This is a genomic window from Desulfosporosinus nitroreducens (assembly GCF_023897015.1).
GTDB lineage: Bacteria > Bacillota > Desulfitobacteriia > Desulfitobacteriales > Desulfitobacteriaceae > Desulfosporosinus > Desulfosporosinus nitroreducens.
Map to the genome: position 1 here is coordinate 39,208 of NZ_JAMHFY010000001.1, position 17,500 is coordinate 56,707.

Below are 17,500 nucleotides of genomic sequence, written 5' to 3' on the forward strand. Positions count from 1 at the left end.
GACTTTTATCAAGTCAGTCTAGCCTCCTTTTGCGCTACCCGTATTAGGACAAATCCTAAGCTACATAGTCATTACCCTTCTTTCGTTCTACTATGGAATGTCTCTCCCACAATTAGAACATATGTTCTGTCTATATTCAAGGTGGTAATCTGTCGAAGTAAATAATCTTATTACCTCCTTTTCAAAAGAATCTCTATTTCTACGCCTAAACATTTTGCAATTCTAGCTAGTGTTTTAATCTTTGGTTGTTTTCTTCCCTCTTCAATTGCAGCTATATGTCCCTTACTTATGCCTACGCTATTGGCTAGTTCGGACTGAGTCATTCTTTTTGATTTGCGAAAGATAGCGATAATTCTGCCTGTACCAATGTTGTCGTTCATTTATGCCTAAGGCCCCTTAAGTATACAATTTTTCATTGGTCGAATTTGTTTGCTTTAGAGAGATAAAAGTACATCTCTTGCTTTGTTATGCGACATTATACGACAAAATAGCGTAGAATAATATATATTATCGCATATATTATCTGCAATCAAAGGAAATTGCTTCCTCACCGAAGAAATACCTCCCTCGGTGATGGGATTGACAAAGCAGTTAAAAGAAGAAATGTTACTTCAACGTATTACTCAAAAGGAATTATCCAAGCGCACGGGTATCCCTCAATCTGATATAAGTAAAATAGTCAATGACGAAAAGGAAATTTGGCTTGTTACGGCATTCAAAATAGCAGATGCAGTAGGATGTACAGTGGACTACCTTTGGGGACACAAATATCGAAAAAGGTAAGCAGGAATCTGCAAAAGTGATGTGGAATATATTTCCTGTGGTGATAAAGAATGAATAAATTGTGGGAAGTTATGAAAAGCAAAGGAATTACTCAGCTTAGGCTTTCGGAAATAACCGGCATTGCTCAATCCGAAATCAGTAAAATTATGAACGACAAGAAACCGAAGCTCACATTAACTCAAGCTAAGCGAATTGCTAAAGGTTTAAACTGTACAGTTGAAAAAATATGGCCCGATTAGGGGCTATATTTTTTTGCCAACATTATGATTTATCAATCATAATTATTATCTACTGCTCATATAAATACAACATGTAAATTGTTCCACGACCTGCCCACAAAAGGAGGAGGAAAAAATTGCAGAACGATAATCTTAAGGTAAGACTCAGAAACCGTTTAGACCGTGACATTAAGCACGGTTTACAGATTCTTGAAGAACAAAGACCTAATAAGCAACTTGAACAAGGTGAACTCAGTGACTTAATTCGCGATGGAATGCGCTTAAAATTAAGAGAAAAAGGAGTAATCCCAGATGACAAAATCAAGTATAGTTAAGCCTGACATTATCGGCCTGACAGGATCAGTACTCGTACAAATAAGCCGTTTTGCATGGAAGCATATCGGGAAAGAAAAAGACTCCCACCCCGGGAGAATCATGCTATGCTGGAAGCGCAATGACGTGTGTATTGAGACTAAGGAGCGTGGCAAGGACCACGTTACCAAGGAATACCCTAAGCTCGTAGACAAGGGCTGGAAAGGCCACAATCGAGTATTTAAGTATAAAATACCAACCGGCCTAAGTCACTCCAAGCTCATAAAATCCATGAATGATATTGAATTTGATCTTAAGTCAGAAATTTTATTCAAACTACTGGAGAACGACCCAAAGGCTCACTTCTCCCTCACCATCTTATCTGGTCACCTGTTAGACTTCATCAAGTACACAAACGAGGCTCAGAGCGTACCAAAAAGCAAAGGCCTATGGATTCCCCTCGGATGGTCACGGCGCGGCCTAGAACAGTTAGATTTAGCCTCCTCAAACAGTCCTCACCTCATGATCGGAGGGGCCACAGGCGGCGGGAAGTCGATCCTTGGCAGACTAATCTTAGCAGCACTGCATATCAGGTATACTCGGGATGATTGTCGCCTTTGGCTGTGCGATCTTAAACATGGCAACGGGACAGCAAAGCTCGGGCCGGGCCCCATCCTTGTGGATAGATCTATTTCGGATCCCGGGCAAGTAGAACAAATGATGGATGATTTATCTAAGGTTATCGGCGAACGGTACGACCTGTTTAAGCAACACGAATGTGACGATCTGGCAGCTTATAATGAGGAGTATCCAGAGAAACGTCTGCCGCGCATCGTTGTTTATGTTGATGAGATGACAAAAATAGAAGGAAAGGAGTTTAAGGTTGCTCGTGAGAAAATGACAAAGGTTACCGGGGAAGCTAGGGGATCAGGGGTGCATGTTATCATCTCATGCCATAGGCCAACTGCTAATCTAGTTAGCGGGACCATGAAGAATAACTTTAGCGCTGTAGTCGCTTTCCGGTGCAATGCCGTGTCTGCCAGGGTCCTGCTTGGAGAAGATGAAGAAGATTATAAAGCGGCCAGCATGATAGATCCAGACGTAGAGGGCCGAGCGTTATTCTCCTTCAAAGATCAGGTCCTTATTCAGGTGCCATTCATTGATAACAAGATGATCAAGGACCTCATGGCCGCTTATCAAAAGCCGCCCATGGCACAAGCTGACACGCCGACTAAGCTCGTTAAGGCGCCAAAAAAGCTTATCCATGAAAATCAAGATAAAAAAGTAGGGGCAAAAGAGCTCTTATGCGACCAGCAGCCTAAAAAAAGCCAGCTGCAAAAGGCTAAATTGTGCCTTATACAACCACTGGGCACGAAGGGTATCACGAAGGAATGAGCGAAGGGGTGAACGAATGGTGAACAAGCTCAAAGGGACAAATTGTGTTGCCTTTGGACAAAGTAGGGATGATCATATCGTTAAGTTAATCCAATCAGGAACTGCATTTACTAGAAGGCAAATAGAACAAATCATAATACCCAAGCGTAAATCATCGAAGCGCATCGCCCAGCACTCTCTTACTCGGCTATGTGCTCAAGAAAGAATAAAACAATGGAAACGCGCTCCGCAGCTCCCCTCTATCTACTACGCTAGAAAACCAAAACAGTTGGATCATGTTTTACTTGTTAATGAAGTTTATTGTGCCCTTCTCTCTCAGAAAAAGTCCTGGTACTCAATTGAATGGAAATGGAGGTATTCAATTCTAGGTGGCATGGTAGTTGCTGATGCTATGGCAAGTATTTATCTTGATCCAGACCGCAAGGATCGGCGCGTGGTATTTGTCGAGGTCGAGAGAAATCCAAGCAAGAGATTTGATAAGCCTGAGCAATACCAAAAAGTATACGATGCCGATTGGGTTAATGAAGAGTGGTCTGTTATTAAGGGTAATACGGCTATCTTCCCTACTATCTTAATAGTAACCGATCATGATCTTACTATTAAAAGCGATCTTAACTTTATTGTCGCATCTATTGATGACGTGCAAAAAGATATTTATGGATTATTAAGGAGGTAGAGAAAATGAGTAAACTAGGGAGAGCAACCACAAGGGCAACATATGGGATTCTAAATCTCGCCATGAAACCGCTTTACGATCAGATAAGAAAAGAGCGCAAAGAAGAACTTAGACGCTGGGATAAATTTGATAATCAGATTTCACAAGATGTTCAGGCCGAACTGTCCGGACCAAGACGATTCGAAGTGCATCAGCCGTTTGATTCTATTGTTCACCAACATCATTTGTGGTAATAGTCGCAAAACCATTAATCCTGTCGAAAAGCAGGAAAATTCAATAATGCAGGGAAACAAAATACGTAATTATATCCAGAAAGGAGTTTTAGTTTTGGGCAATTATATAATTTGGGGTATTTGTATTGGTATCTTGTATGTCGTATTCAAAAAAATCAAAACATCTCGCGAGAACAAGCAAAAAGGCATTATCGCAAGGATTGATGAATTGGTAATAGTGCAAGGTGTACCCGGTGCAGTCGAAGGTCAACCTGCATTTCTACGCTTATATGATGACACGGTAACCGTGAACGATCAACAGACTATACCTTTAGCCAGGATTAAAGAAGCCGTAAGCTTTAGTCAGAAAGACATTGAAGGTAAAAATAAAAGCGTTGTCGGCAGAGGAATAATCGGAGCAGCTCTGTTGGGTCCATTGGGGGCCGTGGTCGGAGGTATGAGCGGAGTTGGACAAAAGAACACGGATAAAACTGTAGGTTTTATTGCGATCCATTACACAGACAAGGATGGAATAGCAGAAACTGCAATACTCAAGACCACAGGGCCCGGACCTTTACTATTAATCAAATTCACAAAAGCGCTTAATGAGAAACTCGGTATCGTACCAGGTACGCATAAACAAGCTTACGAGATTTAATCCGAAATACAAAAAAGCCCCCGGCAACCACGCCGAGGGCTAATTCTATGAAAGGATGATCCTATGCACGGCTTACTACTAATCCCTAATACCGTCCTCTTTCTGATCCTCTTCTTCCTCTCCATCGCGCTGCTCTACTACATCATCAAAACTGCAGTCTCTAGCGGAGTGCGCGAGGCAAATGCAAGAATACTAGAGTCGGTCAGAGAGATTGAGAAGTCAGTCCACGAAATAAAGACCAAAAAGGAGAGCAGCTAAGCTCTCCTTAAAAGCAGAAACCCGGTGCCACCACACACCGGGTTTCTGCTTATTTCCAAAAATATCTTCCTCACCACACTACACTATATGTCCCATCCGTCTGATACGTTACATCTTCCACAGAAACCATTTGCATGTATTAAGTTCATATTTTATCTCAAACGGCCGGAGCTCGCCTTTAATCTCTGACTGGCACCTGAACACGAGCATACGATTGCCGGACAGCTTTTCTTCGGTCATGGATATTACCTGTTCGATCTTAAGTTCTTTGTCGTTGAGCTTAAGTCTGATAGGGTGGGGTGTGCCGTTTTCAAACCAGGCTAGGACTTCTATGGGAGTCATGTAAATTTTCATTTATATCACGCTCCTTATCGGCACATTCTTGAAGATGTATTTACGATTACGGCCATAAATATTACACTACATAGGTCTTTTTAAAGTATAATAACATAGATATTAAAAAATATTTAATTTTATTATAGAACCCATGTTCGAAAGGAATAATAGGAATAATGGCGAAGATTAGCTAAGTCTGGCAAGGCGAAATGTTAATCACGTAATATATTAGAAAAGGTGAAATTATGAAAGACAGCAAAATGGCTGACTCCATTAAGAAGTACCGTCAGATATACAATAAAGAAGTACTTCCGAACATGTCTGTTAAAACTAGCTCACATGAAACTTGCCAAGAAACAATAAGAGTATTTGAAGATTTTGCTCCATTCCGCAAGCGGGCTAATAAAGAAGTATTAGGTGGGGAAGAACATGAGCGAAGGTAATGTAAGTCCAGATATAAGAACACAATTTAAAGCACTTAATATTCCCCCTCGGTCTTTCCAGGCTGGGGGCGTTTATTTAACTAAGGACCCCAATGTGCTTATGCCTGGTCGAAATCACATCGAGGACAAGCCTAGATTAGTTATTGCTATGGGAAACCAACAAATTCTCGAGGATCCCTTAGAGCCGGTAATTTCTGTTATACCAATTACTACCGTTAATAGCGATTCAGGTCAGGATTTGCAAGTAAACGCCGGGACAGCCAACTTAAACAAAAACTCGTATCTAAAAACTGGCATGTTACAACCAATACTAAAAACAGACTTAGATAAATGCATCGGGGTTATGGATAATTCCACTTTTGAACAACTTAAATCAACAGTACTAATGACTTTGGGATTCTTCGATTAAAGGTTAATCTCATCCCACGTTATTGTTATATTTCTAAGGAGGGAAAATACATGACACCAAAAATCAGGTATTTTATTACTGCTGACAATGCAATTATAGATCAGATTACCCAAAAACTTAGTGTCAATGGATTATTTGACAACTTTAGAATTATTCTTTTCCCTTCCCAGGCCCCTAAATTCTTTATCGTATTAGGGACATTCGAATCTGAAGGGAAATTAAATCTTCTTTTAAGGATCAAGCAACCAACTGGTGGGATTGTGGCTGAAGTGGAAATTGACACTCTGGCTAAGTCGGTAAATGAAACAGTAAGTAGCATTATAGAAATCCCCAATTTACCTCTTCCTGAACAAGGTTTATATACGATAGAGGTTATAGACAGGGATTGCAACAAAGTTATTAATACCTATCACCTAACAGCTAATTTTCCTCCGGAAAGGATTTTTGAGCAAGGAGAAGTAGAGAAAATTTTAAACGAGCCATCATTAGCTAAATCAGCGAAAATTGAAATAGGGTGCCCTTATTGCAAAGAAGCTCATAGTTTTCAATTGTCTCTTGATCCAAATAGAGAAGTTGATCCAGGGAGCTTAAAGTTTCCAGAAGACAACATTTTAAAGTGTTGTGACAAGGAAGTAGATCTTACAGGAGTGCGTAACCAAATATTTTGGACATTCGGACAAAAAATTCAAACAGCGCCTACTCACATATAACTGAAAAAATTAAAAAAATAGCAAACTGACGCAAAAAAGCCTCCCTCCAATTAAGGAGAGAGGCTTTCGCAATGTCTACAATTACCAGGTAATCTCTTCTTTGGTCACAACTCTAAGAACCACATTCACAACTACAAGTATTGCTCCTTGCACTTCTGGAGTAAGGATATCTTCACCAGTTGCATTAAGGACGATCACTCCGGCCAGCATTAGGGCGTTGGACCATAAGGTTTTCGATGCGTACCATTTCTTTTGCATATTAATTTCCTCCTCTTTATTTTCAAATTGGCAAGCGCTTGCGATTTGATTACAGCGTTTGAGCGTACTGAGCAGCCTTAATAGCTGTATCCTCAGCATGTAGCCCGCAACAATTTGTTACACCTGAGATGTTAAGTTCTTCGCCGCCAACAACGACAGGATGCTTGCACTTCTCAATGTCTTTGTGCACATTGGCGTTATTTCCATCCCTGCAGTACATTGCGCATCCGCCTAACTTCCTTGATACAATCCTCGCACTGGAGAAATCTGTGTCAGTGAAATAAATAACTGCGTGATCCATTGCTTCTTCGTCCTCCTCTTCTTTTTCTGGCTCCAATACGGCCTGCTCAAACTCATCATAGGACCATAACCCATTCGTGAGTACCGGCACCTTGCTGTAAGTGCACCCAGGGCAATCCGTATAAGCCACCTGACCGTGTGGATAGACGTTGTCGAGTGTTAGCTTATGCTCTGCCATTAAACTCCTCACAAGGCCCACCAGTGCGTCAAATTGAGCTTTTGGCATTGGGTATAACGTAAAATCCCCGGCTAAACCAATCCCAATTGCATTACGGTTCCACCAGTTATAACCTTTCTGACTGTACGGAGCTTTATCGCTTATGGTGTGCGATCCCTGCACATCCAGAGGTCTCCCGATCCGTAACGTCCCGTCTGCCTCGATGCCATAATCGTATTCGGGGTAATCATAGTTGTAAGGGTTCCAGCGCTTTAAGATTGAGACCTCAGGCGGAAGGCCATCGCCCATGTGATGGATGACGATGGCTTGGATTGTTCGGTTATATGGTGTGCTCATGCTTGGCACCTCTTCTACTTTTGGTATTTCTTTGGGCAAACAAAAAAGACCATAACCACTCGCGTAGTCGAAGCCTTCTTCTTCGATATCTATACTCATTTGATTAACCAGCTTAACGGAATCATATGGCAACAATCTTGGCTGTCCGCTCTCTTTACCCCAACAAACGTATCTGGCTAACAAAGCATTGGTAACAGGATTTGATGAACTAGTGCCGGTATATTTAAACTTTTGGCCATTCCCACGCTGTACGGTTATATCTGTTGGAGCAACACAGTTAAGCATCTTTCCACCGTTCGAATATGACTTTCCTTCTGCCCCTACCGCAACGGTCCATGGTAAGTTCGCAGGGAAGTCCACTCCGTTATCGTCTTGATCTCCATCATTACCTGAAGAGCATGTCGTTACAATTCCAAGGTCGAGAAGAAAGTTGTATGCATCACTATTAGGGCTACTAATACTCACGTTGGCAAGGTCAAAAAATCCGGGAGGTTTACTTCTGACATAAGCCTCAATTTCTTTCTTTGAGAAATTCCAGGGGCAAACATAAATAGTGGCCCCAGGTGCAAACTCGTGAAGAATCTGCATGACGTAAGTGTTGTGCTTCTCTTTATCGATCATCTTGCCTTCTGGATCGACTAAGACTGTAAATGGTTTCGTGTAGTCGAGAGTCTTTCCATTAAGATCAAGAAGCAGTATGTTTACGCCTGTTCCGTCATACTCCTCCCATACAGGCGGGATTAGGCGTTTTCTTATGGAATCGTTTTCTGGAAACATTGTATATCACCTCCTCTACTTAAGAATCATCAACGCTCCAGCTCCGCCACTAATAATGGCCCCGGCAACAGTTCGCCAGAGCCAAGTATTGTTTGCTTCGAGTTTATCTAAGCGGTGACAGTTTGACTTTGACCTCGACTCTGTCTCGGTGGCCTTTTCTTCCACAACTCCTACTCTGTCTCTTAGATCGTTTTGGTTGTCGAGCTTTGTTTCTACGCGCACCAGGCGCTCGCGTATGTCAATAAGGACTTCTTGTGGGTCCGCCAATACGCCCACCCCTTTCCACCTCTATTCGTTTGCTACCCATGGAGCCCCAGCGCCCTACTTCTCCGCCACCTCCTACGGATTTTCGGGCTTAGATTTGGGGCATAGAAAAAACCGCTCATTGGCGGCAAAAGGAAAGACGCTAAGGCTTATGCTTCAGCGTCTTTTTTGTGTTCTAAAATATCTTCTATTTTACAATCGAGTAAATTACAAAGCCTGTCAATCACAGATAATGCTACATACTCATCATTCCATAATTTAGATGCTGTTGTTGGTGATAATCCGCACTGACTAACAACGTCCATTTTCTTTAGTTTTCTTTTAACCATGAGTATACGCAATGGTTCGTAACTAATCATTTTAAAGCCTCCTCTTTATTTCAAGGGGAGTATAACACATTTACGCTTTGTTGTAAATTACTTTTACCAAATCGAAAATAATTACACTAAAGCCATTGACATTACTTCCGTGAATGTGTAATATAATATCAAGAAGACGGAACAATATAAGTTGAGGGGGAAACGAAAATGAAAATGATAGACGCTCTAGAAACTCTGAAAACCAAAGGTATCACCAATTTAACTGGTATGGTTGGCCAAACTGACATTAACGTGTATATCGAAAATGCTCGCACAGGTGATGAGCACGCCGTTGATGTACTCAACAGATATCCAGATATGACTTGGGCAATCTACCACATGGACCACATAGACGACCACTACATCGTCGAGACAAACGGCTACCACATTATAGTAACTAAGTATGACAACCACGACATGCCAACATACAGCGACTACGAAACCGACGAAGAAATGTATGCCGCGTTCAAAGAATGGCGTATTATGCGAGATGCAAACTCTATAGCCGACGAGATGACTGCAAAGCGTCCTGGTGAATTACCTCGTGCTGCATGGTTGCTTATTGCGGCAAGCGAACTCAAGGCGGCAGATAAGGCAACCACGGAAGCATTTGAGCGTGAATATGGAGACTCTAGTCACTAGGAGTTATCCAACGCCAGCCGGGGCCAATACCGGCGTAAGGAGGAATAACCATGAGTAAACCATGCACCTTTGAGGATCTTCCGATAGAGTTTCAAGAACATATCACTGCGGTATGCGATACATTTGAAGTTTTAAAGTGTAAACGAACGGACGATAAAGAATTTAAATGTTTTGTTAAGGATGATGATATTATCGGATTATTTTTATACCGCGAGAAAAGGGTAAGCTGTATTTGGCTAGGTAAATACGACATAGAGATCTTACGCAGCGCATTAGAAAGCACCCGTCCCTAGCTTGCCGGCCTAGACGAGTGCTTAAGTAGAACACCGGAGTGTCCTGCTCCCATTATAGCAGGCGCTCCGGGCCAAAGAAAGAGGAGCGAAAAGAATATGAGATATGTTAAAGAATTCTTAACCGCACGAAAATTAGATGGCCTAGCGCCCGGGACGCTCGATCAATACAGAATGGAATTAAAAAAGTTTGCCTCTCACTTGGACAAGCCCACAATTGATACTACAACCAACGATCTACGAGGGTACTTAATCCAATTCAATGAGATGGCCCAGCGCACTGTAAACCGCAAGATATCAACCCTCAAGGCATTTTATTCATGGCTAATCAATGAGGAATATATCGAGCGAAACCCCACCAAAAAGATTAAGACACCAAGGGAGCCGGCTTCGCTCCCGCGAAACCTAAGCCATGAGGATGTTGAATTACTACGCTGGCATTCTAAATCGCCTCGCAATCAAGCCATAATGGAGTTGCTGGTATCATCCGGTATGCGGATCGGCGAACTCGTTAGCCTCGACAGGAATGATTTATCTATGGCCAACCGTCAGATCAGGGTAACCGGTAAAGGCAATAAGGAGAGGTTGGTATTTTTCGGGCCGATTGCTAAGTTCTGCTTGATCAGCTACCTTAACACTCGGAAAGATGATAACCCTGCATTGTTTACTAATAAGTATGGCGCACGCTTAACGGTCCGCAGCGTTGAAATGCAGATCAAAGACCAAGCCCGAAAAGCAGGAATCAAGGATGCGGTTACGCCCCATATGCTCAGACACACTTTTGCCAGTGGAATGTATGAGCAGGGAGCAGACATAGATTTTATCGCCCGACTACTTGGGCACGAATCCACGGATACAACGAGGAAATATACTCACGTTAATGCCTCGGCGATGGCTCAGATGTACGATAAGTATTTGGTTAGCTAACTCGGAAGCCCCCTAAAATGGGGGCTTTATTACATATCTTCGTTTTAGCAGTCTTTAGCGAAGTTAGATAATACCTAGTTGGTGCCATTGATCGAAGAATTGTTGATAACCCATAGATTCAGAAGTAGTGGTTATTATTTGCTGTGGGTCTCCCCATTGAAAGGAAATTTCGCCACTTAATGCTACGTACTTATCCGTAATGCTCGGATCATTAAAAATATCCCCAAAGAAAATTGTAAAAGTCTGTTGCTCTACACACTGGTTTTCGTCTAGAATAATGTTTCCGTTTGAATCTATTAAGCCGTTAGTTTCTAATCTAGAAATTAAATCGTTCATATTCAGCCTCCTTACACTAACTTGCGCATCCACGCATTATATGTCCTGCTTACTGTGTCGCCGTTTATAATTTGTATCGCTGCGTAATCCCCACGGGCTGTAGCTTCCCCGTGTTTTGATACTGCCACGCCTGACGCGCTTAAGGCAACCGGTATGGTAAGCAAAACCCCATCAGGGCTATAGGAGCAGTTTAAAGTATATGTGTGACTTGCATCCGCAATAGATATACCGGCAATCTTTGAATATCCAGTCATATCTTCAAGAGGTGCTGTATAAGTTGCTCCAGCGACAATTACCTTATCAGTCATTACCTTTACAGTCTTCGCTAAACTCCCATTTATAGAAGTTTTAACAATTTTAGGAACCCAGGCTGTGCCGCTAAAGATAAATTCGTTCCCTGTATCAATCTCCGTCAAGGTCGATCCGTTCTCGATGCCTTCTGTTACCTTAACGTCAGTCGAGAGACATTCGTAATTCCTGGAATAAATTTTAAATCTAAACAATCTTACCCCTCCTTAGGACAATAAAATAACGCCCTCTTGTAAGGGCGTTTTGCTGCATATAATGCGTCAAATGTTCATTAACCTAATACTGCAATTGTTCGTTCAGCCACCTTTATATCAACCTCTGCTCTCATGGTGCTTTCTGTTACTCCATCATCCAGTAATACAGCGGTTTCTGGTACGTCCTCGATGACCTTTCTACCCGCTAAAACCAATGTTGTATAAGCGTTAATTAACTTCTCTTGTACAATTGTCATAGTAAACCTACCTCCTGTAATAATGTAATGGTTTTTAAATCAAACTCAGCTTTTGCAACCTCTTCTATGGTTGGTATGAGTAAGTCTAGCTGTTCTTTTTCTTCTTGCGCTAATTTATCTTGTTCCTGTTGTGCTATTTCCTCGGGTGTAAATATAGTTTCTACAGCTTCTCTGGTTGAGCAATTTATAACTAATTTATCCGCCACTACTTACACCCCCATAGAACGAATCTACTACCTATCCCGATACTATCTGCTTCAGCCACGAATGATATTTTATTTATTTCCGATATCGCGTTTTCCCACGACCCACTTACAATAAATGTATATAATGAAGTAGATGTGTCGAAATAATGTATGTTGTGTACGCGTTTTGGTTTAGAATAATCGAAATTTGATACATCTATTATTCCAAACGAATGGTTTCCAGTGGACGCTGACAAAGCATTGCTAAAACCAATGTACGTTTGCAATAAAAACTCCCCAGTTCCCACCGTTGTATCAAAAAAATTAGTCGATTGATACCTATAATTTGTTGATGTATCATCGTTAAATCTTAATAATATCTTTCTGTTGGTCGATAAGCTACTTCTTGTATTATAAAATATCTTAAAGTTTTTATATCCACTTGGTATATTCGAAAAATCAACTTGTGCGGTAGCACTCGTAAGAGTTTGTTCGGCAATCTTCTCCCACGCACCATCATAAAGAGAACCCTCCCAAGTCCAACTAGGATCACTTACAGTAGGTGACTCGTCAGTTATTGAGTTACGAGATAATGTCCAACGAGTTTTGAGTGATGGGTATGTGATAGGGTCGATGTCACTTAAATCCGTAATACTAGTCACATCTGCTTTTAACACATTATCCGAACTATCCAACACATCACAGACCACGCTCGTATTAACAGGAGTAGTCTTTGTGAATTTTAAATTTCCGTATTTTTTTAGGTATAGAGGGTTAATAGTTTTAGCGATTGTGCCAGAAGTGTATTTCGTAAGGGCAGTTACACTATATTTAAGCTCATGCACAAGAGATTCTTGGGGCGTAACCCACAAATCGTTAGAGTAAAAAAAGTTTTCATTTTCTACTAAATTGCTAGTAGCCCTCGCGATACCAAATTGATTGCTTATATTCCCAGCGCCGTTTGTATCTATGGCTAACACTATATTGGACAAACCCCTAATATCGACCAAGCTATCAAAAACGACTTTATTTGACCCTAATATAGGTGTGACTATCTTACTACCTAACACTTCATAAGTAATGCCATTCCTAACAGACACTCTAGCGTCTGGGGCAGTACCGACAATACTATCTACGTAGAATGTAAAATCGCTTATATAATCGTAGTTGGTATTTAAGATTCGCTGCCCCCGTACATAATTGCCGTAAGTTTGATGGGCATCACCCGACTGTAATTGATCCCTCACTATTGTATGGTCTAATCCTGCACCATCTGCGCCAATACCAGCACTATATAACACAGAGTTATCAAAGCCAAACTCAGCTTGATACCTACCATAGTCCAGTGGTTTCGGAAAGTCGGAAAGTCGAATATGCCCGAGATCATCCTGTGTCGCTTCTTCCGCCAAATGCGCAGTAAGGGTATCAGATTGTGTCTTCAATTGAGCGTCAGTAATGTCCGCATTTTCATTGAAATCTGATATCTTGACATTGTCAGTAAGCTCCGGCTTTTTTAAGCCGTAATTGGTTGTCGTGAGCATTTCATCACTCCTTTAGTTAAAAGTCTGTATCTCTGCCCAGGTTAAAGCCGATACTTCCTGCCACGTCTTATCAGCCAAAAAACTCCAAGTGTTGTAGGTGTAATCATAAGAAAATGCAAGGTGCGCGGGCTTGATCTCTTCTAGGATCGCTGTAAGGTCAGTCATATTTGCGGGCGTTCCTTTTGTCCCGGTAAATTTAACTCGGAAGGCATAGCTTGCATTGTCCTCGATTACCTCAACCTGCCCATCGCTAAATGCTGCAGCCACCGTCTCGATCATGGCCTTTGTCGTGGTACCTACCGCTCTAAGCTTAGCCTTAACTTTCTCGCGCCTGAAATTATATGGTTTAGAGACATCAGAAGCAATACCAAGATCCTGCTCCCATCGGATAATATTCTCCACGACACTGTCGACAAAATAACTATCTTGAACGGTGTCTAGCTTGAATTCTAGCCCTCGAAGCTCTTTAGTATAAGTATCCAGGAGACTACCAAATAACCTGGAGTTGTTGTAGTAACTAGGGAGTAACTTTAGCATATCTCCTTTATAGTCACGTCTGGAAACATTGGACGAAACAACAATCTCTGCCCGGACTTGTACGATTGCTGGCGAAAATTCAATCTTAACTCCCTGGACCAGCATCTCCACAATACCCTCAATTGCTGACTTACCAATGCTTAGGTCAACACCTTGAGCCTGCGCTTCAATAAGCCCATCTACTAACGCTATACGAAAATCAAGATACAGGTTCTGATCTAAGTCACCCCATGTCAGGACCTGTATCTCATCCCATGTTTGCTGCTGAATTGCCGGCATATTCAATCACCTACTTAAGTCGTACGATTAGGTAGTTTTGCGGAACCTTAAACTGGCTTGAAATATTTATAACCTTAGAAAACTCCAGCGGCGCGTGAAACAAAAGATTTCCGCCGCTTAGTGCGTCATATAGCCCAACGTGCGTAATTGTTCCCCAGTTTGCTGTTGCGATCGGGAATAGGACATCGGCAGAATTGCTGGTCTGCCCATCGGTCGGATCCGTGAATGCAACTGGCATACGTACATAGGCACCGCCCGTTACTTCCGTACCAGTTCCTGCATCTGTCGGATCAGAGGTGAAAAGTGCCGCATATACGGTCACTGGTGAGCTGTATGCTGTGTTCCGGAGTACAGCATTAATTAGTGCATTTTCAAGGTAATCAGATAACTGACTCAAATAAGCCACCTCCTAAGTTAATGTAATTATGCCGAGAATCGCCACCTCGGTATCAGCAATAGCAATATTTGCGGTACCCGTGTTGACTGTTAGGCCTGTGTAATCCAGAACACCTTCGCTCCCGAGAATAAGGCTGCCAATCCTTGCAAAACTGACGTATGTTTCCACGAAAGCAATTTCCGCTAGGTAAGCGATAATATTCGTTTGAATATTAATCTCGACTTGATTCTGCGTGTATTCAGAGCTAATTGTTAGACTTACGGATATATCGATGTCCTTACCCGCGGCGGCCTCAACGGTAACTGTTGCGCCGATTGGTCGATGGTCCTCGATGTTGTTTGCCACATCCACTACTAACTCTGATCCTGGGGGCTGTTTATTGCTGTCGATAATGACTACTTTTACGGTCCCGGCTCCTGCCCACAGAGGAAATACCTTAGCATCGCCAATACCGGTCACTTCTTTTGCCCAGTTACTGTAGTGGTACTTATTTCCACTTGTAGGCGGTGTCCGTATTTTCTCAAGGTATCTTTCACGCAATTCATTATCTGGTTCTCCGTCATAACCATTTGTGAAAGCATCATTATTGGTAACTGCTGACAGCCCCGCGACAGACACTGGAAAGAATTTTATAGTATCAGACGGCACGTTCCCGATACTTCCAAGGGTATCGCATTTAACCATCACTGTTTCTATAGTTGTTACGCCAATGACCTTATCCTCTGAATCGTAAGTATAGGTTAATGACGCGCTAGACACCTTCATGCCTGTCTTTATAATCGCTCCATGCTGACCAGTTATTGTTACGTTTCCCGTTGCATTTGTAGCGGGTTTACGCGTGATATTCTGTTCTGATACTTTGCGGTCCAAATATTCACCCTCTGCAGTAGTTGCAAAGCCCCGACCTAGTGCAATACTAATTTCTTCTTGTTTTGTTTCTAACTCAATAGCCACAGACTTAATCGCGTCATAAAAAAAGGATCCCTCTGATTTATCTACCTCAGTGGGTATATTCCCTAGCATTCGAGTCGATATTTCTTCACTGGACATTACTCATAATCACCTCCCCATAAATCGTATTTAGCGTCATGCTTAATGTCACTCGATCTTCGTCTGTTTCAACCTCAAAGTTGCTAACGCTTGTAATTACACTGTTTATTAGTAGCGCTTCCTTGATCGTGCGTTCCAGCTCGGCATGAGTAAATTCCCTGTCGAACGACCTACCGATTAGTCCATGATGCGCTGATCCGTAATCCGTCCCCTCGTATATAATTATCCCCTTTATTGTGCGCAGAGCTTTCTCGACCCACACTTTCACGTATTCCGCGCCAGTTACCTCCGGTATCTTCCCGTCTTTTAGTACAAAATCGCCAGCCTCAAAATCCCATGCAAACGTTTTGTGCGCAGGCGCTTGGCTTGTTACCTGCTCCACGTCTGTAGACGATATTTCTAGCCTTGAAATATTAGGCAGCATCTTAAGCACCAACCTTATCAATTATATAAAACAGTTTATAGGAACTATCAGGAATCATAATAACTGTGTTTCCTAGTAGTAATCCGTTTTTAATTAGATTAGCCAATACCAGTTTATCATTCTCTAGAACAACGCTATCTCCCCAAGATATCCTCAGGGGAGTTGTAGAAATAACCTTGCCCGTGGTTATTCCGATAACATCTGGGTTGTTTCGGTTGTTAAAGAGATCAGCTAATTTTTCTAAGTTCGTCATGCTATATCCTCCGGGAGTGTCAGCGTTAGTTCCATGGTGTGCACGCCACCGGCATCGACATTGTGCTTTGCTTGCGTGATCATGTATCTGCCCTGCATTCCCGTCTCGGGCTCAACAACATCAAATAGCCGTCCGGCCTTAAATGCAATATCCCCCATGAGTCTTATTTTGTTCGTTTCGTGGACCTTGTTAAGCCTTTGTAATAAGATTTTAGCTACTTGTCGCGCTTTGGCTGCGTCAGCTTCATCAATCTTATAGGTATCTTCTAATAGTCCGTATTTACCTTCCGATACCGTATCTTCCGCGAGCGCAAGTGTTTGGTAATCATCCTGAGATGCTGTAATAATTTTTATTCTATTACGTAGCTCCTCGATGCTTCGCGTCCGATCCGCTCCTAGTGTCGCCCCAAGAACGTCTATATCTCCCATGCCGGATGCAAGACTAAACTTTCCAATAATTACTGCATCGGACATCTTTTCAATGTAAATTCTACCTTCTCTAAGCTCTGAGAATACTTTTACACCTGTTTGACGTTCGTACGCCTTTATAATCGTAGTGATGATCTCGGCAGGTGTTTTTTGCACAAAAACCGAATCAATCAAGTTATCCATTGATGTTATGCTTCCAATCGGCATGCCAAAGTCGGTTAGTATTTTCGTAATTGCCTGCTTTGCAGGGATCTTGTTAAATTGGTACACGCTTTTGCTTTTCCCTAGATACCAGCCATAGTCGAAGGCTGTGTATGATATAGTTATTGAATCGTTCTGTTTGCTTTTAACTACAATACCTCTATCAACTTCGACCCCATCTTTTGTGACTACAACGAGGTCACCTAGTTCAACCGGATTATTAGGATATGGGCTTCGCCCCCAAAAGGTAGTAAAATCCATCACTGAAGCGATAGACAGATTGCTGTCCCAACTTATCCCGTTTACAACAGGCGTTAGGTCGTATGATTTCAAGCCGTCATTTTTCACTAGCGTTATCTTGAACATAA

General features: G+C 42.1%; 31 protein-coding genes. 14 read left to right on the forward strand and 17 right to left on the reverse strand.

Annotated features, from left to right (window positions below):
- Positions 1-170 precede the first annotated feature (170 nt).
- Positions 171-380 (reverse strand): helix-turn-helix domain-containing protein, encoded by a 210-nt coding sequence (locus M8E35_RS00275; RefSeq protein ID WP_252466589.1) that lies wholly within the window; start codon positions 378-380, stop codon positions 171-173.
- A 199-nt stretch (positions 381-579) separates the two neighbouring features.
- Here M8E35_RS00275 and M8E35_RS00280 point away from each other — a divergent pair, with 199 nt between their 5' ends.
- The 8 genes from M8E35_RS00280 to M8E35_RS00315 all read left to right on the forward strand — a co-directional run bounded on the left by M8E35_RS00280 (position 580) and on the right by M8E35_RS00315 (position 4,512).
- Positions 580-783, forward strand: coding sequence for a helix-turn-helix domain-containing protein (locus tag M8E35_RS00280; protein ID WP_252466591.1), 204 nt, complete (start codon positions 580-582; stop codon positions 781-783).
- A 50-nt stretch (positions 784-833) separates the two neighbouring features.
- On the forward strand, positions 834-1,022 hold the full coding sequence (locus tag M8E35_RS00285) for a helix-turn-helix domain-containing protein (RefSeq protein ID WP_252466592.1): 189 nt from the start codon (positions 834-836) through the stop codon (positions 1,020-1,022).
- Between the two features lie 116 nt (positions 1,023-1,138).
- Positions 1,139-1,336: a hypothetical protein gene (locus M8E35_RS00290; RefSeq protein ID WP_252466593.1), complete on the forward strand. Its 198-nt coding sequence runs from the start codon at positions 1,139-1,141 to the stop codon at positions 1,334-1,336.
- Positions 1,314-2,708, forward strand: a complete 1,395-nt coding sequence (locus M8E35_RS00295; RefSeq protein ID WP_252466596.1) for an FtsK/SpoIIIE domain-containing protein — start codon at positions 1,314-1,316, stop codon at positions 2,706-2,708. Before M8E35_RS00290 ends, M8E35_RS00295 begins: the two co-directional genes overlap by 23 nt.
- A gap of 16 nt (positions 2,709-2,724) precedes the next feature.
- Positions 2,725-3,384 (forward strand): hypothetical protein, encoded by a 660-nt coding sequence (locus tag M8E35_RS00300; protein ID WP_252466597.1) that lies wholly within the window; start codon positions 2,725-2,727, stop codon positions 3,382-3,384.
- Positions 3,385-3,389: 5 nt separating this feature from the next.
- Positions 3,390-3,617: a hypothetical protein gene (locus M8E35_RS00305; RefSeq protein ID WP_252466600.1), complete on the forward strand. Its 228-nt coding sequence runs from the start codon at positions 3,390-3,392 to the stop codon at positions 3,615-3,617.
- Between the two features lie 94 nt (positions 3,618-3,711).
- The gene (locus M8E35_RS00310; protein ID WP_252466601.1) at positions 3,712-4,254 is read left to right on the forward strand and encodes a hypothetical protein; all 543 of its coding nucleotides are present in this window, start codon (positions 3,712-3,714) and stop codon (positions 4,252-4,254) included.
- Between the two features lie 63 nt (positions 4,255-4,317).
- The gene (locus M8E35_RS00315) at positions 4,318-4,512 is read left to right on the forward strand and encodes a DUF6019 family protein (protein ID WP_252466602.1); all 195 of its coding nucleotides are present in this window, start codon (positions 4,318-4,320) and stop codon (positions 4,510-4,512) included.
- A gap of 108 nt (positions 4,513-4,620) precedes the next feature.
- On the opposite strand, the gene M8E35_RS00320 is transcribed toward M8E35_RS00315, so the two are convergent.
- The gene (locus tag M8E35_RS00320) at positions 4,621-4,866 is read right to left on the reverse strand and encodes a hypothetical protein (RefSeq protein WP_252466604.1); all 246 of its coding nucleotides are present in this window, start codon (positions 4,864-4,866) and stop codon (positions 4,621-4,623) included.
- Between the two features lie 227 nt (positions 4,867-5,093).
- On the opposite strand from M8E35_RS00320, the gene M8E35_RS00325 reads away from it, so the two are divergent.
- The 3 genes from M8E35_RS00325 to M8E35_RS00335 are packed head-to-tail and all read left to right on the forward strand — an operon-like array spanning position 5,094 to position 6,410.
- Entirely contained in the window at positions 5,094-5,291 is a 198-nt protein-coding gene (locus M8E35_RS00325) for a hypothetical protein (protein ID WP_252466606.1), read from the forward strand.
- Positions 5,278-5,700 (forward strand): type II toxin-antitoxin system PemK/MazF family toxin, encoded by a 423-nt coding sequence (locus M8E35_RS00330; protein ID WP_252466608.1) that lies wholly within the window; start codon positions 5,278-5,280, stop codon positions 5,698-5,700. The genes M8E35_RS00325 and M8E35_RS00330 overlap by 14 nt, the downstream gene beginning before the upstream one ends.
- Before the next feature lie 50 nt (positions 5,701-5,750).
- Positions 5,751-6,410, forward strand: coding sequence for a DUF6941 family protein (locus M8E35_RS00335; protein ID WP_252466611.1), 660 nt, complete (start codon positions 5,751-5,753; stop codon positions 6,408-6,410).
- Between the two features lie 81 nt (positions 6,411-6,491).
- Here the strand turns inward: M8E35_RS00335 and M8E35_RS00340 are convergent, their stop codons facing one another.
- The 4 genes from M8E35_RS00340 to M8E35_RS00355 all read right to left on the reverse strand — a co-directional run bounded on the left by M8E35_RS00340 (position 6,492) and on the right by M8E35_RS00355 (position 8,882).
- Entirely contained in the window at positions 6,492-6,668 is a 177-nt protein-coding gene (locus tag M8E35_RS00340; protein WP_252466614.1) for a hypothetical protein, read from the reverse strand.
- A gap of 49 nt (positions 6,669-6,717) precedes the next feature.
- On the reverse strand, positions 6,718-8,103 hold the full coding sequence (locus M8E35_RS00345; protein ID WP_252466617.1) for an N-acetylmuramoyl-L-alanine amidase: 1,386 nt from the start codon (positions 8,101-8,103) through the stop codon (positions 6,718-6,720).
- Positions 8,104-8,274: 171 nt separating this feature from the next.
- Complete coding sequence (locus M8E35_RS00350) at positions 8,275-8,526, reverse strand: hemolysin XhlA family protein (protein WP_252466620.1); 252 nt, start codon at positions 8,524-8,526, stop codon at positions 8,275-8,277.
- A gap of 146 nt (positions 8,527-8,672) precedes the next feature.
- Positions 8,673-8,882: a helix-turn-helix domain-containing protein gene (locus tag M8E35_RS00355; protein WP_252466622.1), complete on the reverse strand. Its 210-nt coding sequence runs from the start codon at positions 8,880-8,882 to the stop codon at positions 8,673-8,675.
- 168 nt (positions 8,883-9,050) lie between these two features.
- Between M8E35_RS00355 and M8E35_RS00360 the strand changes: the two genes are divergently transcribed.
- The 3 genes from M8E35_RS00360 to xerA all read left to right on the forward strand — a co-directional run bounded on the left by M8E35_RS00360 (position 9,051) and on the right by xerA (position 10,741).
- Complete coding sequence (locus M8E35_RS00360) at positions 9,051-9,524, forward strand: hypothetical protein (protein ID WP_252466623.1); 474 nt, start codon at positions 9,051-9,053, stop codon at positions 9,522-9,524.
- 50 nt (positions 9,525-9,574) lie between these two features.
- The gene (locus M8E35_RS00365; protein WP_252466624.1) at positions 9,575-9,817 is read left to right on the forward strand and encodes a hypothetical protein; all 243 of its coding nucleotides are present in this window, start codon (positions 9,575-9,577) and stop codon (positions 9,815-9,817) included.
- Between the two features lie 96 nt (positions 9,818-9,913).
- Positions 9,914-10,741 (forward strand): site-specific tyrosine recombinase/integron integrase, encoded by an 828-nt coding sequence (xerA, locus tag M8E35_RS00370; RefSeq protein WP_252466627.1) that lies wholly within the window; start codon positions 9,914-9,916, stop codon positions 10,739-10,741.
- A 63-nt stretch (positions 10,742-10,804) separates the two neighbouring features.
- Here the strand turns inward: xerA and M8E35_RS00375 are convergent, their stop codons facing one another.
- The 11 genes from M8E35_RS00375 to M8E35_RS00425 form a co-directional block, all read right to left on the reverse strand.
- Entirely contained in the window at positions 10,805-11,077 is a 273-nt protein-coding gene (locus tag M8E35_RS00375) for a hypothetical protein (protein ID WP_252466629.1), read from the reverse strand.
- A gap of 11 nt (positions 11,078-11,088) precedes the next feature.
- A complete protein-coding gene (locus tag M8E35_RS00380) occupies positions 11,089-11,580 on the reverse strand; it encodes a hypothetical protein (RefSeq protein ID WP_252466636.1) in 492 nt (163 codons plus the stop codon).
- Positions 11,581-11,657: 77 nt separating this feature from the next.
- A complete protein-coding gene (locus M8E35_RS00385) occupies positions 11,658-11,837 on the reverse strand; it encodes a CD1375 family protein (protein ID WP_252466639.1) in 180 nt (59 codons plus the stop codon).
- Positions 11,834-12,043 carry a hypothetical protein gene (locus tag M8E35_RS00390; RefSeq protein WP_252466641.1) on the reverse strand — a complete coding sequence of 70 codons (210 nt, stop codon included), beginning with the start codon at positions 12,041-12,043 and terminating at the stop codon, positions 11,834-11,836. The genes M8E35_RS00385 and M8E35_RS00390 overlap by 4 nt, the downstream gene beginning before the upstream one ends.
- A complete protein-coding gene (locus tag M8E35_RS00395) occupies positions 12,043-13,563 on the reverse strand; it encodes a hypothetical protein (RefSeq protein ID WP_252466650.1) in 1,521 nt (506 codons plus the stop codon). Before M8E35_RS00395 ends, M8E35_RS00390 begins: the two co-directional genes overlap by 1 nt.
- A 12-nt stretch (positions 13,564-13,575) precedes the next feature.
- Complete coding sequence (locus tag M8E35_RS00400; RefSeq protein WP_252466651.1) at positions 13,576-14,379, reverse strand: putative phage tail protein; 804 nt, start codon at positions 14,377-14,379, stop codon at positions 13,576-13,578.
- Positions 14,380-14,389: 10 nt separating this feature from the next.
- On the reverse strand, positions 14,390-14,776 hold the full coding sequence (locus M8E35_RS00405; protein ID WP_252466655.1) for a phage tail fiber protein: 387 nt from the start codon (positions 14,774-14,776) through the stop codon (positions 14,390-14,392).
- Positions 14,777-14,788: 12 nt separating this feature from the next.
- A complete protein-coding gene (locus M8E35_RS00410; protein ID WP_252466659.1) occupies positions 14,789-15,826 on the reverse strand; it encodes a baseplate J/gp47 family protein in 1,038 nt (345 codons plus the stop codon).
- The gene (locus M8E35_RS00415; protein WP_252466661.1) at positions 15,816-16,250 is read right to left on the reverse strand and encodes a DUF2634 domain-containing protein; all 435 of its coding nucleotides are present in this window, start codon (positions 16,248-16,250) and stop codon (positions 15,816-15,818) included. Before M8E35_RS00415 ends, M8E35_RS00410 begins: the two co-directional genes overlap by 11 nt.
- Before the next feature lies 1 nt (position 16,251).
- The gene (locus M8E35_RS00420; RefSeq protein WP_252466662.1) at positions 16,252-16,503 is read right to left on the reverse strand and encodes a DUF2577 family protein; all 252 of its coding nucleotides are present in this window, start codon (positions 16,501-16,503) and stop codon (positions 16,252-16,254) included.
- Positions 16,500-17,498, reverse strand: coding sequence for an XkdQ/YqbQ family protein (locus M8E35_RS00425; RefSeq protein ID WP_252466664.1), 999 nt, complete (start codon positions 17,496-17,498; stop codon positions 16,500-16,502). Before M8E35_RS00425 ends, M8E35_RS00420 begins: the two co-directional genes overlap by 4 nt.
- Between the last annotated feature and the right edge of the window lie 2 nt (positions 17,499-17,500).

What these genes read in the sequence shown, in the direction of transcription:
- M8E35_RS00300 (WP_252466597.1), top strand. Translation starts at nt 2,725, where the DNA reads ATGGTGAACAAGCTCAAAGGGACAAATTGTGTTGCCTTTGGACAAAGT.
- M8E35_RS00340 (WP_252466614.1), bottom strand. Translation starts at nt 6,668, where the DNA reads ATGCAAAAGAAATGGTACGCATCGAAAACCTTATGGTCCAACGCCCTA.
- M8E35_RS00285 (WP_252466592.1), top strand. Translation starts at nt 834, where the DNA reads ATGAATAAATTGTGGGAAGTTATGAAAAGCAAAGGAATTACTCAGCTT.
- M8E35_RS00320 (WP_252466604.1), bottom strand. Translation starts at nt 4,866, where the DNA reads ATGAAAATTTACATGACTCCCATAGAAGTCCTAGCCTGGTTTGAAAAC.
- M8E35_RS00330 (WP_252466608.1), top strand. Translation starts at nt 5,278, where the DNA reads ATGAGCGAAGGTAATGTAAGTCCAGATATAAGAACACAATTTAAAGCA.
- M8E35_RS00355 (WP_252466622.1), bottom strand. Translation starts at nt 8,882, where the DNA reads ATGATTAGTTACGAACCATTGCGTATACTCATGGTTAAAAGAAAACTA.
- M8E35_RS00395 (WP_252466650.1), bottom strand. Translation starts at nt 13,563, where the DNA reads ATGCTCACGACAACCAATTACGGCTTAAAAAAGCCGGAGCTTACTGAC.
- M8E35_RS00360 (WP_252466623.1), top strand. Translation starts at nt 9,051, where the DNA reads ATGAAAATGATAGACGCTCTAGAAACTCTGAAAACCAAAGGTATCACC.
- M8E35_RS00415 (WP_252466661.1), bottom strand. Translation starts at nt 16,250, where the DNA reads ATGCTGCCTAATATTTCAAGGCTAGAAATATCGTCTACAGACGTGGAG.
- M8E35_RS00425 (WP_252466664.1), bottom strand. Translation starts at nt 17,498, where the DNA reads ATGTTCAAGATAACGCTAGTGAAAAATGACGGCTTGAAATCATACGAC.
- M8E35_RS00400 (WP_252466651.1), bottom strand. Translation starts at nt 14,379, where the DNA reads ATGCCGGCAATTCAGCAGCAAACATGGGATGAGATACAGGTCCTGACA.
- M8E35_RS00410 (WP_252466659.1), bottom strand. Translation starts at nt 15,826, where the DNA reads ATGTCCAGTGAAGAAATATCGACTCGAATGCTAGGGAATATACCCACT.
- M8E35_RS00385 (WP_252466639.1), bottom strand. Translation starts at nt 11,837, where the DNA reads ATGACAATTGTACAAGAGAAGTTAATTAACGCTTATACAACATTGGTT.
- M8E35_RS00315 (WP_252466602.1), top strand. Translation starts at nt 4,318, where the DNA reads ATGCACGGCTTACTACTAATCCCTAATACCGTCCTCTTTCTGATCCTC.
- M8E35_RS00420 (WP_252466662.1), bottom strand. Translation starts at nt 16,503, where the DNA reads ATGACGAACTTAGAAAAATTAGCTGATCTCTTTAACAACCGAAACAAC.
- M8E35_RS00295 (WP_252466596.1), top strand. Translation starts at nt 1,314, where the DNA reads ATGACAAAATCAAGTATAGTTAAGCCTGACATTATCGGCCTGACAGGA.
- M8E35_RS00365 (WP_252466624.1), top strand. Translation starts at nt 9,575, where the DNA reads ATGAGTAAACCATGCACCTTTGAGGATCTTCCGATAGAGTTTCAAGAA.
- M8E35_RS00335 (WP_252466611.1), top strand. Translation starts at nt 5,751, where the DNA reads ATGACACCAAAAATCAGGTATTTTATTACTGCTGACAATGCAATTATA.
- M8E35_RS00325 (WP_252466606.1), top strand. Translation starts at nt 5,094, where the DNA reads ATGAAAGACAGCAAAATGGCTGACTCCATTAAGAAGTACCGTCAGATA.
- M8E35_RS00345 (WP_252466617.1), bottom strand. Translation starts at nt 8,103, where the DNA reads ATGATCGATAAAGAGAAGCACAACACTTACGTCATGCAGATTCTTCAC.
- M8E35_RS00305 (WP_252466600.1), top strand. Translation starts at nt 3,390, where the DNA reads ATGAGTAAACTAGGGAGAGCAACCACAAGGGCAACATATGGGATTCTA.
- xerA (WP_252466627.1), top strand. Translation starts at nt 9,914, where the DNA reads ATGAGATATGTTAAAGAATTCTTAACCGCACGAAAATTAGATGGCCTA.
- M8E35_RS00275 (WP_252466589.1), bottom strand. Translation starts at nt 380, where the DNA reads ATGAACGACAACATTGGTACAGGCAGAATTATCGCTATCTTTCGCAAA.
- M8E35_RS00375 (WP_252466629.1), bottom strand. Translation starts at nt 11,077, where the DNA reads ATGAACGATTTAATTTCTAGATTAGAAACTAACGGCTTAATAGATTCA.